Origin of the sequence: Amycolatopsis sp. NPDC051106, assembly GCF_040682775.1 — a bacterium.
Lineage (GTDB): Bacteria > Actinomycetota > Actinomycetes > Mycobacteriales > Pseudonocardiaceae > Amycolatopsis.
In genome coordinates this window covers 1-13,981 of record NZ_JBFBBQ010000040.1, presented here as the reverse complement: position 1 = coordinate 13,981, position 13,981 = coordinate 1, and the positions used below count along the sequence as shown (strand labels likewise).

14 protein-coding genes are annotated in these 13,981 nt (G+C 70.6%); 6 read left to right on the top strand and 8 right to left on the bottom strand.

Features of this window, described 5'->3' with window-relative positions; translation table 11 throughout:
* Nucleotides 1-144 precede the first annotated feature (144 nt).
* Nucleotides 145-2,160: a prolyl oligopeptidase family serine peptidase gene (locus tag AB0M83_RS27140; protein ID WP_364521192.1), complete on the top strand. Its 2,016-nt coding sequence runs from the start codon at nt 145-147 to the stop codon at nt 2,158-2,160.
* Between the two features lie 83 nt (nt 2,161-2,243).
* On the opposite strand, the gene AB0M83_RS27135 is transcribed toward AB0M83_RS27140, so the two are convergent.
* Complete coding sequence (locus AB0M83_RS27135; RefSeq protein WP_364521191.1) at nt 2,244-2,564, bottom strand: multidrug efflux SMR transporter; 321 nt, start codon at nt 2,562-2,564, stop codon at nt 2,244-2,246.
* A complete protein-coding gene (locus tag AB0M83_RS27130) occupies nt 2,564-3,175 on the bottom strand; it encodes an NAD(P)H-dependent oxidoreductase (protein WP_364521190.1) in 612 nt (203 codons plus the stop codon). Before AB0M83_RS27130 ends, AB0M83_RS27135 begins: the two co-directional genes overlap by 1 nt.
* Before the next feature lie 77 nt (nt 3,176-3,252).
* On the opposite strand from AB0M83_RS27130, the gene AB0M83_RS27125 reads away from it, so the two are divergent.
* Complete coding sequence (locus tag AB0M83_RS27125; protein WP_364521189.1) at nt 3,253-3,792, top strand: helix-turn-helix domain-containing protein; 540 nt, start codon at nt 3,253-3,255, stop codon at nt 3,790-3,792.
* Here AB0M83_RS27125 and AB0M83_RS27120 read toward each other — a convergent pair.
* Complete coding sequence (locus AB0M83_RS27120; protein WP_364521188.1) at nt 3,789-4,523, bottom strand: ferritin-like domain-containing protein; 735 nt, start codon at nt 4,521-4,523, stop codon at nt 3,789-3,791. The genes AB0M83_RS27125 and AB0M83_RS27120 overlap by 4 nt on opposite strands.
* Nucleotides 4,524-4,623: 100 nt before the next feature.
* On the opposite strand from AB0M83_RS27120, the gene AB0M83_RS27115 reads away from it, so the two are divergent.
* Together AB0M83_RS27115 and AB0M83_RS27110 are read left to right on the top strand one after the other, a co-directional pair.
* Entirely contained in the window at nt 4,624-4,776 is a 153-nt protein-coding gene (locus tag AB0M83_RS27115) for a ribbon-helix-helix domain-containing protein (protein WP_364521187.1), read from the top strand.
* Nucleotides 4,776-5,102 (top strand): VOC family protein, encoded by a 327-nt coding sequence (locus AB0M83_RS27110; protein ID WP_364521186.1) that lies wholly within the window; start codon nt 4,776-4,778, stop codon nt 5,100-5,102. Before AB0M83_RS27115 ends, AB0M83_RS27110 begins: the two co-directional genes overlap by 1 nt.
* Before the next feature lie 4 nt (nt 5,103-5,106).
* Here the strand turns inward: AB0M83_RS27110 and AB0M83_RS27105 are convergent, their stop codons facing one another.
* Nucleotides 5,107-5,805: a TetR/AcrR family transcriptional regulator C-terminal domain-containing protein gene (locus AB0M83_RS27105; protein ID WP_364521185.1), complete on the bottom strand. Its 699-nt coding sequence runs from the start codon at nt 5,803-5,805 to the stop codon at nt 5,107-5,109.
* Nucleotides 5,806-5,896: 91 nt separating this feature from the next.
* On the opposite strand from AB0M83_RS27105, the gene AB0M83_RS27100 reads away from it, so the two are divergent.
* Both AB0M83_RS27100 and AB0M83_RS27095 read left to right on the top strand, forming a co-directional pair.
* Nucleotides 5,897-7,459, top strand: a complete 1,563-nt coding sequence (locus AB0M83_RS27100) for an FAD-dependent monooxygenase (protein ID WP_364521184.1) — start codon at nt 5,897-5,899, stop codon at nt 7,457-7,459.
* Complete coding sequence (locus AB0M83_RS27095) at nt 7,456-8,247, top strand: isocitrate lyase/phosphoenolpyruvate mutase family protein (protein ID WP_364521183.1); 792 nt, start codon at nt 7,456-7,458, stop codon at nt 8,245-8,247. The genes AB0M83_RS27100 and AB0M83_RS27095 overlap by 4 nt, the downstream gene beginning before the upstream one ends.
* Nucleotides 8,248-8,344: 97 nt before the next feature.
* Here the strand turns inward: AB0M83_RS27095 and AB0M83_RS27090 are convergent, their stop codons facing one another.
* From AB0M83_RS27090 to AB0M83_RS27075, 4 genes are all read right to left on the bottom strand, one after another.
* Nucleotides 8,345-8,488 carry a hypothetical protein gene (locus AB0M83_RS27090; protein ID WP_364521182.1) on the bottom strand — a complete coding sequence of 48 codons (144 nt, stop codon included), beginning with the start codon at nt 8,486-8,488 and terminating at the stop codon, nt 8,345-8,347.
* A 265-nt stretch (nt 8,489-8,753) separates the two neighbouring features.
* Complete coding sequence (locus AB0M83_RS27085) at nt 8,754-12,638, bottom strand: vitamin B12-dependent ribonucleotide reductase (protein WP_364521181.1); 3,885 nt, start codon at nt 12,636-12,638, stop codon at nt 8,754-8,756.
* A gap of 31 nt (nt 12,639-12,669) precedes the next feature.
* The gene (gene nrdR / locus AB0M83_RS27080; RefSeq protein WP_364521180.1) at nt 12,670-13,164 is read right to left on the bottom strand and encodes a transcriptional regulator NrdR; all 495 of its coding nucleotides are present in this window, start codon (nt 13,162-13,164) and stop codon (nt 12,670-12,672) included.
* A 463-nt stretch (nt 13,165-13,627) separates the two neighbouring features.
* On the bottom strand, nt 13,628-13,981 hold a 354-nt coding region (locus tag AB0M83_RS27075), incomplete at its 5' end, for a LysM peptidoglycan-binding domain-containing protein (RefSeq protein WP_364521179.1).

Genomic DNA, 13,981 nt, shown 5'->3' with positions numbered 1-13,981 from the left:
CCGGCGGAGCCGGGCCGTCGGTGTCGGTCACGTTCTCCCCCTGCTCAATGGCACCCAGCATACGGACGCCCGAAGAGGGATGGATCACGAAACGAAAACGCCGCCCGGTGGCCATCAGGACCGGGAGCAGGCGAAACTATCGGAATGAGTGTCGAGGACCCGTACCTGTGGCTGGAAGACGTGACCGGCGATGACGCGCTCGGCTGGGTGCGCACCCGCAACGACGAGACGCTGGCCGAGCTGACCACCGGCGCCCGGTTCGCCGAGCTGCGTGCCGAGCTGCGCGAGGTGCTCGACGCCGACGACCGGATCCCGTACGTGCGCCGCCGCGGCGAGCTCCTCTACAACTTCTGGCAGGACGCGAGCCACCCCCGCGGCCTGTGGCGGCGCACGACGCTGGAGTCCTACCGGCGGGCCGAGCCCGAGTGGGAGCTGCTGATCGACGTCGACGCGCTGGCCGAGGCCGAGGGCGAGAACTGGGTCTGGCAGGGCGCCACCGTGCTGCGGCCGGGCTACCGGCGCGGCCTCGTCGAGCTGTCCCGCGGCGGCGCGGACGCCACGGTCGTACGCGAGTTCGACCTCGACGCGCACGAGTTCGTCGAGGGCGGCTTCACCGTGCCGGAGGCGAAGACCCGGATCGGCTGGATCGACGAAGACCGCGTCTACGTCGGCACCGACTTCGGCGAGGGCACGCTGACCAGCTCCGGGTACCCGCGGCTGGCCAAGGAGTGGCGCCGGGGCACGCCGCTCGAGGCCGCGACGACGGTCTACGAGGGCAAGCCCGACGACGTCTCGATCGGCGCGTCGCACGACCCGACCGAAGGCTTCGAACGCGACTTCGTCAGCCGCGCCGTCGACTTCTACCGCTCCGAGCTGTACCTGCGCACGCCCGGCGGGCTGGTCAAGATCGACGTCCCGGACGACGCGAGCGCGTCCGTCCACCGCGAATGGCTGCTGGTGCGCCCGCGCACGGCGTGGACCGTCGGGGGCGTGGAGCACCCGGCGGGGTCGCTGATCGGCATCCGGTTCGACGACTTCATGGGCGGCGACCGGGCGTTCACCACGCTGTTCACCCCCGACGAGCACACCTCGCTCGACTACTGGGCCTGGACGCGCCACCACCTGCTGCTCGGCCTGCTGCGCGACGTCCGCACCGAGCTGCGCACGCTGACGCCGGGCCCGGACGGCTGGGCCGAGGAGCCCCTCTCCGGCGGGCCGGAGTTCGGCAGCGCGGACATCTTCGACACCGATCCCGACGTCAGCGACGAGTACCTGATCAACTCCAGCGGCTTCCTCCAGCCGTCGACGCTCAGCTACGGCCACGTCGGCGAAGAGGCCGAAGTGCTGAAGCAGGCTCCGGCGTTCTTCGACGCTTCGGGCATGAGCGTCGCGCAGTACTTCGCGACGTCGGAGGACGGCACGAAGGTCCCGTACTTCGTCGTCCGGCCGTCCGGCGCCGAAGGCGGGCCGACGCTGCTGACCGGCTACGGCGGCTTCGAGGTTTCGCTGACGCCGTCCTACAGCGGGATGATCGGCCGCGGCTGGCTCGCGCGCGGCGGCACGTACGTCGTCGCGAACATCCGCGGCGGCGGCGAGTACGGGCCGAGCTGGCACACGCAGGCGATCAAGGCGCGGCGCCACCGCGTGTACGAGGACTTCGCCGCCGTGGCCGCGGACCTGGTCGAGCGCGGCATCACGACGCCGGACAAGCTCGGGATCCAGGGCGGCAGCAACGGCGGCCTGCTGATGGGTGTCATGCTGACGCGCTACCCGGAGCGGTTCGGCGCGATCGTCAGCCAGGTGCCGCTGCTCGACATGCGCCGCTACCACCTGCTGCTGGCCGGCGCGTCGTGGATGGCCGAGTACGGCGACCCGGACGAAGCCGCGGAATGGGAGTACATCTCGAAGTACTCCCCGTACCAGAACGTCCACAGTGGACGCGCGTACCCGCCGTCGCTGTTCGTGACGTCGACGCGCGACGACCGCGTGCACCCCGCCCACGCCCGCAAGATGGTGGCGCGCATGCGTGAGCAGGGGCACGACGTCCGCTACCACGAGAACATCGAAGGCGGCCACGGTGCCGCGGCCGACAACGAGCAGCTGGCGTTCAAGTGGGCACTGGTCTTCGAGTTCCTGTGGGAGCAGCTCACGAAGTACTGAGCCGTTAGTTACTAATCCGACCACAGTCACGGCCGGATGGCTTTCGCGGCAACGGTTGCCTGCCGCTCAGGGGCCGGCCTACTTTAGGTCGGATTAGTAACGTGGGCGAGCACGACGCCGCCGACGATCAGGGCCAGCGCGGCCACCCGGCCGACGCTCAGCGGGTCCTTGGTCACGACGACGCCGAGCACGATCGCGCCGACGGCGCCGATCCCGGTGAACACCGCGTAGGCGGTGCCCACCGGGACGGTGTCCATCGCCCGCGAGAGCAGGTAGACGGCGGCGGCTCCGAGCACGAAGCACAGCAGCGTCGGCCACGGCTTCGTGAAGTTCTCGGTCGGTTTGATGCTCTGGGACCAGGCGATCTCGACGAGTCCGGCGAAGACGAGCGTCACCCAGCCCATCAGAGCGCCTTCAGGGCCGCTTCGCGCGAAGCGGCGCGCTCACCTTCGCGCGCGGCCAGGTGCGGGTCGACCAGCGCGTTGGTCAGCTCGGCGTGCACGAACCGGACGTCGTCGACGTCGTAGTGCCCGGCGATGAAGTCCCGCAGGTAGCGCTCGTGGTGGTCGAACGGCGCTCGCGGCGTCCCCGGCGCGTACGTCCCGCCGCGAGCACCGGCGATGACGAAGGCTTTGCCCCGCAAGGACATCCGCGGAAACGTCACCTGGTCGATCCACGTCTTGAGCGCGGCCGGGATCGAGAAGTTGTACATCGGCGCGCCGATCAGGACGACGTCGGCTTCGAGCAGCTCGGCCAGCAGCGGTTCGATGATCGCCCAGGCCTGCTTTTGCGCGGGCGTTTCGACGACGTCGGCGTAGTGCGCGGGATCGGTGATCCCCGCGGTGAGCAGGGCGTCGCAGATCTCGGTCCACGCCTCGCCGATCACCGGAACCGGGTCGGCGGCGAGGTCGCGGTAGGTGCGGGTGCCGGTCCAGTTCGCGGCGTAGCGAGCGGACAGCTCGCGGGAGAACGACGTGCGGCGGGCACTGGAGTCGAGGTGCAGCAGGTGGCTCACGGTTCCTCCTCAAGTGGACACGATGTCCGCTTGAGGTCAACTGGACGCCCCGTCCGCTTATTCCCTAGGCTGCCGCCATGCCCGAACGCGCCGACGCGGCCCGCAACCGCGCGAAGATCCTCGCGGCGGCCGACGAGCTGTTCACCGCCCACGGCGCGGCCGACGTGACGATGGAGGACATCGCCCGCGCGGCCGGCGTCGGCCGCGGCACGCTCTACCGCCGCTACCCGGACCGCGCGGCGATCGCCGTCGCTCTCCTGGACGAGCACGAACGCCGGCTGCAGGAGTCCCTGCTGCGCGGCGACCCGCCGCTGGGCCCGGGCGCGCCGCCGGCCGAGCGGCTCGCGGCGTTCTACGCGGCGATGGTGGACCTGCTGGAGCGGCACGCGCACCTGGTGCTGGGCACGGAGGTCGGTCACTCCCGCTTCACGACGGGCGCGTACGGCTTCTGGCGCACGCACGTCCGGATCCTGGCCTCCGGCACCCCCGACCCCGACGTGCTGGCCGACGTCCTGCTGGCGCCCCTCGCGCCCGAGCTGTACCTGCACCAGCGCGCGCGGGGCGTGACGCCGGAGCGCATCACGGCGTCGCTGCGGGAGCTGGCCGGGCTTCTTTAGACGAGCCCGCGTGGCCGGGCGCGCTTCGGCGTGTACCTCGGCTTCGGTTTCGGTTCTTCACCGCGGATCCGCGCGAGGGCGGCTTCGAAGGCGGTGAGGACGTCGGCGACGAAGACGAGCCGTCCGACGCCGAGCCGGTGCAGCGCCGGCCCGTGGTCGGCGGCGACCGTCACCGCGACGCCGAGCAGCAGCACCCGCCAGGCACCGAACACCGTGGCGCGTGCCGGCTTGGAGAAGCCCGCGAACCCGATCCGCAGCCGGTGGCAGTGGAAGGGCACGTGCCGTTCCTCGTCGGCGAGGATCCGGGCGGCGACCTGCGTGACGAGGGGGTCGCCGGCGCCGTCGCGCAGGGCGCGGTAGTACCGCAGCGCGACGACCTCGGCGATGAGCAGCACCATCAGCTCCAGCCGCAGCCCGAGCGCCCGCCGCAGCCGGACGAACACGGTGTCGGACCAGTGCGTCGCGATGGTGGGCACTTCAGCTGCTCGGAGCAGTTCGGCGAGCATCCGCGCGTGGTTCTGCTCCTCGGCGACGAACAGCTTGACGGCGGCGAGGTAGTCGCCGCCACCGGCCTTCGCGATGAGGTTGGCGCCGTCCCCGGCTTCGCCGACCTGGAACCGCTGAACGCTCTTGGCGACGTCAGGATGCAGCCTGGCCCCGCGCGCCCACGGCGGATCCTCGCGACGGCGTCGGCGTTCGGCTTCCTCTTCGAATTCCCGTAGCCAGTTCATCGGGCCCGATCCTGCCGTGCGGCCGTGGATTTCCCGAGCGGTTCCGGTGGAGATCCGGTGGAGGTCGACGGCTACCAAGTTAGGATGCTAGCATCCTGTCATGGCGGACAAGGACGTCAAGCAGTTCAACGTGTACCTCCCGGTCGACCTGATCCGGGAGGTCAAGCACCACGCCGTCGACACCGGGCAGTCGCTGTCGGCGCTCGTCACCGAGGCGCTTCGCCATTACCTCGCCACCGAAGGAGAAAAGTGATGACCACCAGCGGGATCGACGCCGTGTACCTCGAGACGCACAACTGGGGGAAGACGGCCAAGTTCTTCCAGACCCTCGGCTACGAAATCGACTTCGCGACCGACCACAACTCGGGACTGCTGCGCAACGGCGATGGGCCCTACCTGTTCATCGCCGAGGTCCCCGAAAGCCGGCCGACCGGAATGCGGCTCGTGCTCAAGACCCCCAGCGACGCGACGCCCGACGTCGAAGTCGTCTCTCCGTTCGAAGACACCCACTTCGGGACCCGCGAGATGACCGTCCGGGATCCGGACGGGCGGGAATGGATCCTCCAGGCCGGGAGCTGACGCCTCAGCGCGGCGAGCGGGCCGCGATGCCGTCCAGCACGCAGCCCAGGCCGAACTCGAAGACCTCCTCCGCGCCGCGATCCTCCCCCTCGATCACCCGGCGCGAGAACTGCGGGTACTCGCCGCTCTCGATGACTTCGCGGATGTACGGGCCGACGCTGGCCTGCCACTGCTCCTTCGTCAGCCCCGACCGGCGCTGGGCCTGCAGCTCGGCGAGCTCCTGCGTCACCGTGCCGAAGACGTACGCCAGGACCACGTCCACCGCCCCCGCGACGAACGTGATGTCGCCGGCCAGCGGGGCTGCCGCCGCGAGGGCGGCTTCGTGGCGGCGCAGTGAATTCGTTCCCAGCGCCGGGCGGCCGGGGATCTCGCCGCTCAGCCACGGGTGCCGCAGCAGCGTCGCGCGGACCTGCCGGGCGACGCTCGCCAGGTCCGCGCGCCAGTCCCCGGTGAGCTCGGTGTCCTCGGCGCCCTTGACCTCGTCGATCATCAGGTCCAGCAGGTCGTCGCGGCTCGCGACGTAGCGGTAGAGCGACGCCGTGCCCGACCCGAGGTCGGCCGCGACCCGGCGCATCGAAAGCGCGGGCAGGCCTTCGGTGTCGGCGATCGTGATCGCCGTCCGCACGATCTGCTCGACGCTCGGGGCCTGACGCCGCGGCCTGCGCCGCTCCTTCGCCCAGACCAGCGCCGGCTCTTCCGCCATCGTCGTCCTCCCGGGTTCGTTGCGAACAGCGTACCTGAGTGGCTACGGTGTATCCGTAGTGAGAACACTGTAGCCATACCTGGGGGTAACCATGACTCGCGTGCTCGTTGCCGGCGGCGGCACCGTCGGCCTGTCCACCGCGCTCTTCCTCGCTCACCACGGCGTGCCCGCACTCGTCGTCGAACGCGCCGACGGGCCGTCCACGCACCCGCGTGCCACCGGTTTGGGCTTCCGGACCTTGGAGTTCTTCCGCCAGGCGGGGATCGCCGACGCGGTCGAGGCGGTCTCCGTCCGGCGTTCGGCCGGTCTCGGCAAGATCTCCGCGCCGACCCTGGTCACCGCGGACCTGCCCGACACGCCGCCCGCGACGCCGAACAGCCCGAACGTCGCCGCGTCCCGGCACAGCCCTAGCGTGCTGCGCGGCACCTGCCCGCAGGACCGGCTCGACGCGGCGCTCCTCACCGCGGCCCGCGAACGCGGCGCGACGGTCGAGTACTCGACCACACTCGTCTCGTTCGAGCAGGACGACACCGGCGTCACCGCGGTCCTCGACGGCCCGGACGGGCGGCGCACCGAGCGCGCGGACTACCTGGTCGCGGCCGACGGCGGCCGCAGCGAGGTGCGGGCCACGCTCGGCATCGGCACGACCGGGCCGGGCGCGGTCGGGAAACCCCTGCTCAACATCCTGTTCCGCGCCGACCTGACGCCGTACACGAAGGGCCACCACTTCGCGAACTGCACGATCACGACCCCCGAGTCGCCCGGGATGCTGGTGACCGTCGACGCCGAGAAGGATTGGATCTTCCATACCGAGCTCGGTGACGAGCCGGTGGACGCGTTCCCGCCGGACCGTTGCGCCGCGCTGGTCCGGGCGGCCGTCGGTGTCCCGGACCTGCCCGTGGAGGTGCTGAGCGTGCTGCCGTGGCGGGTGCGCGGGCTGCTGGCCGACCGGTTCCGCGCCGGGCGCGTGGTCCTCGCCGGCGACGCGGCACACGCGGTGCCGCCGCTCGGGGCGTTCGGGGCGAACACCGGCATCGCCGACGCGCACAACCTGGCGTGGAAGCTGGCCGCGGTCCTCGACGGCACCGCGGGCCCGGCACTGCTGGACACCTACGAAGCCGAACGCCGTCCGGTCGCGGCGCTGGCGCTCGACCAGGCGCTGCGGCGGCTCGAAGACCCCCGCTTGCACTGGGAGCAGGGCCCCGCCGCCGCGGCGGCCCGGGCGGCCGCCGGCGTCGTCAACGCCCCGGTCGTCCACCTCGGCTACCGCTACGACTCGGCGGCGGTGCTCGGCGCGCGGCCCGGACTGCCGTCCACCGAGGACGTCGTGCTCGACGGGTCACCCGGTTCACGGCTCCCCCACGCCTGGCTCGCCGAGAATCTGTCTACTTTGGACCTGGTCGGGCGGAAGCTCACGCTGCTGACCGGGCCGGGCGGCGACTGGCCACGGACGGGTGATTTCGACGTCCACGTCGTCGAGGACGACGAATGGCTGCGCGCCACGGGGATCTCGGACGGCGGCGCGGTGCTGGTGCGCCCGGACCACTTCATCGCCTGGCGCGGACGGCCGGACGAGCTCGCCGGGGCGGTGGCGCGCGTCCTCGCCCGCGGACCGTTGTCCGCCGGCCGTCCGCGGAGGAAGGTGGACGCATGACGACCGCCGACGAGTTCCGGGCGCTGCACGAGCGGCCTGAGCCCTTCCTGCTGCCGAACCCGTGGGACGCCGGGACGGCCCGGCTGCTCGCCGGTCTCGGCTTCGACGCCCTGGCCACGACGAGCCTCGGCGTGGCCAACGCGGTGGGCCGGACCCGCGCGACCCGGGCGGAGATCCTGGCCAACGTCCGGGAGATCGCCGAGGCGACGCCCCTGCCGGTGAACGCCGATCTCGAGAACGGCTTCGCCGACGACCCGACCGAAGCCGCGAAGATGATCGACGCGGCGGCCGACGCGGGCGCGGTGGGCGCGTCGATCGAGGACCAGTCGAGCGACCCGGACAGCCCGATCTACGACTTCGGCTTGGCGGTCGACCGGGTCCGCGCGGCGGTGGAGACGGCCCGGGCGCGCTCGGTGGTGCTGACGGCCCGCACCGAGAACCAGCTGTGGGGCGCGAACGACTTCGCCGACACGATCAAGCGCCTGCAGGCGTTCGGCGAAGCGGGCGCCGACGTGCTGTACGCGCCGGGGTTGCGGACACTCGACGAGATGCGCGCGGTGGTGTCGTCGGTGGACAAGCCGGTCAACGTCGTGATGGGGTTCGCCGACCCGTCGATCACCTTGGAGCAGCTGGCCGCGATCGGCGTCCGCCGCGTCAGCATCGGCGCGGCGCTGTCCCGGCTCGCGTTGAAGTCCTTCATGGACGGTGCTCGGGAGATGCGCGCGGGCCGGTTCGGCTTCGTCGGCGACCTGCCGCCGGTTTCCGAGCTTCAGCAGGCGTTCGGCTGACCCGGTTGAGGCGGCGGCCAGGACTTCGAGCAGCACCGAGCCAATGGGCTCGAGTCCACTAGCGCGCTGCCCTGGTTACAGGCCCAGGGCAGCCTGCTCACTTCTTCTTGCGCGGTGGCGTCTGCGACAGAGCGCTGGCCGCTGCTGACTTCGCCGCACGGGACGACTTGGAGCTCGCGAGCGTCTTGCTGGCGGCAGACGCGGCTTTCGAGCCGGTCTGGCGCGGGTTCTTCGCTGCCATAATGATCACCTCCCTCCGCAGAATTGCTCTGCGGCTCGAAAGGTGATCTCATGCAGGCGCGAACCGTGCAAGAGGCACTTTCGTGCCGCGCGCATGCTCTGACTCCTGTACGGCAGGGCAGGCGCCGTCCGATCGCAGCAACGATCGGGACGTTCCGCTCGCGGTGGCCTGGGTCGCAGCAACGGCCCGGGCCACCGTAGATCTGATATCGCGTGCTGGCGTGGCAAGTGACGGGGTGCCCTCACAGCACCCCGTCACCCCTCCTTCAGCTGCAACCGGACGTCGCGCCGCAGCCTTCGCACGCGTAGCACGAGCCTGCCGGGCGCATCTTCGTTCCGCACGTCATGCACAGCGGGGCGTCCGCCGCCTTGCCGAGGCGCAGCTCCATCAGCTCCGTCGTCGTCTGGGCTTCGCGGTGCGGGTGCTCCGGTTCGTCCGCGTGCGGCTCGGGCGAAGAGTCCACTGTGGAGCTCAGCGCTTCGAGGTCGACGCCCGCGCCGCCGCCGTAGGTGGCCTCCACCTCCGCCGAGCGCTCGTCCGCGGACAGGATGCCCAGCTGCGAACGCTTCTCGTACGGCAGGTAGTCCAGCGCCAGACGGCGGAACAGGTAGTCCATCACGCTCGTCGCGATCCGGATGTCCGGGTCGTCGGTCATGCCCGCCGGCTCGAAGCGCAGGTTCGAGAACTTCGAGACGTAGAACTCGAGCGGGATGCCGTGCTGCAGGCCGACCGAGATCGACATCGAGAACGCGTCCATCACGCCGGCCAGCGTCGACCCCTGCTTGCCCAGCTTGACGAAGATCTCGCCGAGGCCGTCGTCCGGGTACGAGCCCGCGGTCAGGTAGCCCTCCGCGCCGCCGACGGTGAACGACACCGTCTGGCTCGGGCGCTTCTTCGGCAGGCGCTTGCGCACCGGCCGGTACTCGACGACCTTCTCCGGCTCCGCCACGGCCTTGTCCTTCTTGGCCGTCGACAGCGGCTGGCCGACCTTGCAGTTGTCGCGGTAGATCGCGAGGGCCTTGAGCCCGAGCTTCCAGCCCTGGAAGTAGATCTCCTCGACCTCTTCGACCGTCGCCGACTCCGGCATGTTGACCGTCTTCGAGATGGCGCCGGAGAGGAACGGCTGCACCGCGGCCATCATCCGGACGTGACCCATCGGCGCGATCGAGCGCTCGCCGACCGCGCAGTCGAACACCTCGTAGTGCTCGGGACGCAGCCCCGGCGCGTCGACGACGTGGCCGTTCTGCGCCACGTACTCGACGATCGCCTCGACCTGCTCGTCCTGGTAGCCGAGCGCGGTCAGCGCACGCGGCACCGTCTGGTTGACGATCTGCATCGAGCCGCCGCCGACGAGCTTCTTGAACTTCACCAGCGAGAAGTCCGGCTCGATCCCGGTGGTGTCGCAGTCCATCATGAAGCCGATGGTGCCGGTGGGCGCGAGCACCGACGCCTGCGCGTTGCGCCAGCCGTGCTTCGCCCCGATGTCGATGCCCTTCTTCCACTCCTCCGTCGCCAGCGCGCGGACCGCGGCGTCGTTGGCGTGGTAGGTGCGGACGAGCTCGTTCGCCGCTGCGTGCTTGCGCATCACGCGCTGGTGCGATTCGGCGTTGCGCGCGTACCCCTCGTACGCGCCGACGACCTGGGCCATCTCCGCCGAACGGCGGTACGACACACCGGTCATCAGCGACGTGATCGCCGCCGCGAGCGCGCGGCCACCGTCGGAGTCGTACGCGTGGCCCAACGCCATCAGCAGCGCGCCCAGGTTCGCGTAGCCGATGCCGAGCTGGCGGAACTTCCGCGTCGTGTCGGCGATCGGCTCGGTCGGGAAGTCCGCGAAGCAGATCGAGACGTCCATCGCCGTGATCACGAACTCGACGGCGCGCGCGAACAGCGGCGCGTCGAACGTGCCCTCGGGCGTGACGAACTTGAGCAGGTTCAGCGAGGCGAGGTTGCAGCTCGAGTTGTCGAGGTGCATGTACTCGCTGCACGGGTTCGACGCGGTGATCCGGCCGGACTCCGGGCAGGTGTGCCAGTCGTTGATCGTGCCGTCGTACTGGATGCCGGGGTCGGCGCACTCCCACGCGGCCTGCGCGACGCTGCGGAACAGCTTCTTCGCGTCGGTCCGCTCGATGACCTCGCCGGTCAGCCGGGCGCGCAGGCCGAACTCGGTGCCGTTCTCGACCGCCTGCATGAACTCGTCGGACACGCGGACCGAGTTGTTCGCGTTCTGGTACTGCACCGAGGAGATGTCCGCGCCGGAGAGGTCCATGTCGAACCCGGCGTCGCGGAGGACCTTGATCTTCTCCTCTTCGCGCGCCTTCGTCTGAACGAACTCCTCGATGTCCGGGTGGTCGATGTCGAGCACGACCATCTTCGCCGCGCGCCGGGTGGCGCCACCGGACTTGATGGTGCCCGCGGACGCGTCGGCGCCGCGCATGAACGAGACCGGGCCGGACGCGGTGCCACCGGAGGTCAGCAGCTCCTTCGAGGAGCGGATGCGGGAGAGGTTCAGGCCGGCGCCGGAGCCGCCCTTGAAGATGAGGCCCTCCTCGCGGTACCAGTTGAGGATCGACTCCATCGTGTCGTCGACGGCGAGGATGAAGCAGTTGTGGACGCGGAGGTTCCCGGACAGGTACTCACCGGATTCCGTCTGGATGTCGTAGACGGGCATTTCGCCTCGGCTCTTGATCTCGGCGATCTCGAGCCGCTTCGTGTCGTTGGCCGCCAAACCCGGCTTCTCGAACGAAGCCTCCAGCTTCGCGGTCTTCACGGGATCGACGAAGCCGATCTCGTCCGCGAAGATCCGCCGGTCGCCGGCGTTCTGGATCCGGATCCCCCAGAGGTCGTGCCGATCCGGGCGGCTTTCCTTCTTGCGGCCGACGCGGGCGAAGATGCCGAACCGGGCCAGCAGTTGCTGGAGGCCGCGGACCAGCTCCTCGCCGATCATGTCCAGCGCGACCAGAGTGGACCGTTCCCGGGCCGAGACGTAGCCCTCGGCCTGGAAGATGCTACGCAAGTACGCCGCCACGACCGGGAGAGGTGCCGTGTACAGGTGCGCCGGCACCTCCATGTCGGTTCCGCGGGCGCGCAGCCCCCAGGCGTCGACGAACTCTTCGAGAACGGCGCCGTAGAGCCGGGTGCGGCGGCAGTCGAGCGTCTCGTCCTGCGTCTCGACGGTGCGCTCCTTGCGGTGGACGTCCGGGAAGACCCGATCGAGCGCACTGCGCACCCAGGCGAGTTCCGCGTCGTTCACCGTCATCGCTTCGATGGTGAGCGAACTGTTCGTCCCGTGGTACTGGCCGACGAACCCGTCCGACTGCAGCCAACCGGCGAGCGCGGCTTCGGCGACGTCGATGTCGCGGATCTCCTCTTCACCGAAGGCACTTCGACGGTGCCATTCGAGCTGGTCGCCCACGCGGAGGTCCCCGGCGGGCACGAACTTGCCGCCGCCCGCACTCGCACGCCACACGAGGTGGTCCGCCGTGACGTCGAGGACGTGGCCCGACTTCGTCGTGACCCGCAGGACCTCCTTGACCCCGTTCGCCTTGGTGGCGACGACCTTGGTCAGCCCGTGCGCGTCGTAGACCTTGGCGCCCACGGCGTCCAGCTCGACGAAGCGGCCGATCGGCACGGCACCGCCGGGCGTGCTCACCAGGGCGTCATACGGCTGGCAGGCGCTGACTTGCTGCTTCGACGACGTTCCGACGTTGAACCAGACCGGGGAGTTGAAGCTGAAGACCTGGTGCAGCAGCATCCAGGTGAGCTCGTGCTCGAAGATCTCGAGGTCCTGCGGTGTGGCGAAGTAGCCGTGGTCGCCCGCGGCCTTGACGTAGGTCTTCACCACTCGGTCGATCAGCTGCTTGAGGCTGCGCTCGCGCTGCGGGCTGCCGACCGCGCCGCGGAAGTACTTGCTGGTGACGATGTTGGTGGCGTTGACCGACCAGGACGACGGGAACTCCACGCCGCGCTGTTCGAAGTTGACCGAGCCGTCGCGCCAGTTCGTCATCACGACGTCACGCTGTTCCCAGGTCACCTGGTCGTACGGGTGCTTCCCCTCGGTGGTGAAGACGCGCTTCACGCTCAGCCCGCCGGCCGCCTTGCTCTTCTTTCCGGCGGCCGTGCCGGCCCCGGTTCCCACGGTTTCGGTCATCGGTCGAACCCTCACTCCCGCAGCGGGACGGTCAATCGCCGTCTTCGCGCTGATCGCTGTCCTCCGGGGCAGCAGAAACCGCCATGGCCTCACGAAGATCGGCTATCTCCTTCTCGAAGTCTTCGACCGAAGAGAAGGAGCGGTAGACACTGGCGAACCGGAGGTAGGCGACCCCGTCGAGCTCACGCAGCGGGCCCAGGATGGCCAGGCCGACCTCGTGACTCGGGATCTCCGCCAAGCCGGCGGAGCGGATCGACTCCTCGACGCGCTGCGCGAGCTGCTGCAGCGCGTCGTCGTCGACCGGCCTGCCCTGGCAGGCGCGGCGGACGCCGCTCACGACCTTGTCCCGGCTGAACTGTTCGGTGACCCCGGACCGCTTGACGACGGCGAGCACCATCGTCTCCGACGTCGTGAACCGCCGTCCGCAGGACGCGCACGAGCGCCGCCTGCGGATCGCCTGGCCCTCATCCACCTCTCGGGAGTCGACGACCCGGGAGTCCGCATGCCGGCAGAACGGGCACCTCATCCGCCGATCACCTTCCCCTCATCGCCGGCCGCCCCGGTCGACGTCCCCGCGGCCACCATGCACCCCTGCACCTGGTGATCGTTTTGTGGACATCCGGTGGGTAAACGCCGACCAGCTGTGGACAACTGCTGCCCAGTCTACCCCAACCTGTGGACCAACTACAGCGGTGTAACTACTACATATAGCGGGGGAGCGTAGAACTCGAAGGGGGTGGGCGCAAGCGGCGCAGCCGGTGCGGGACCCGCCCGGGTGAGGTCCGGCCGGCCGTCGCGCGAAGGCCGGGCCGCGCTCCGCCCGGGGCCGGACCGCCGCGGCGCGGCAGCCGAGGCGGCGTCACCCTGGTGGAGCAGTGCCGAGCACCGCGGGGACCGGCGCGCGAGCGCGGCGGGACACCGCCTCCCGGGCGATCGGCGGTTTCACCGGAGCGGGTGATTTTCGCCGGGACGTCATCGGCGGGACGGCGTCATGGCGCGGGAACGGCGTCGGCGACCGGGACCGTGAGCGGCAGTCCGGCCACCAGGACGGCCTCGTCCAGGCGGTTGAGCTCCTTGATCCGGGCGACGACCGCGCTCGCGTCACTGTCCGGCGCGAACCGCGCGGCCAGCGAAGAAAGGGTGTCGCCCTGGCCGACCGACACCGTCGCGGTCCGCTCCGGGACCGGGGCGTTCGCGGCGGCGCCGCCGCCGAAGAGTCCCAGCCCGGTGACCACGAGGCAGCTCGCGACGGCGAGCGCGGCCAGCCACGGCCACCGCACCGGCACCCGGCGGGGCGCCGCGCACGGGGCACCGGCCGGGCGGGCCGGGACCCCGGGCGCGGG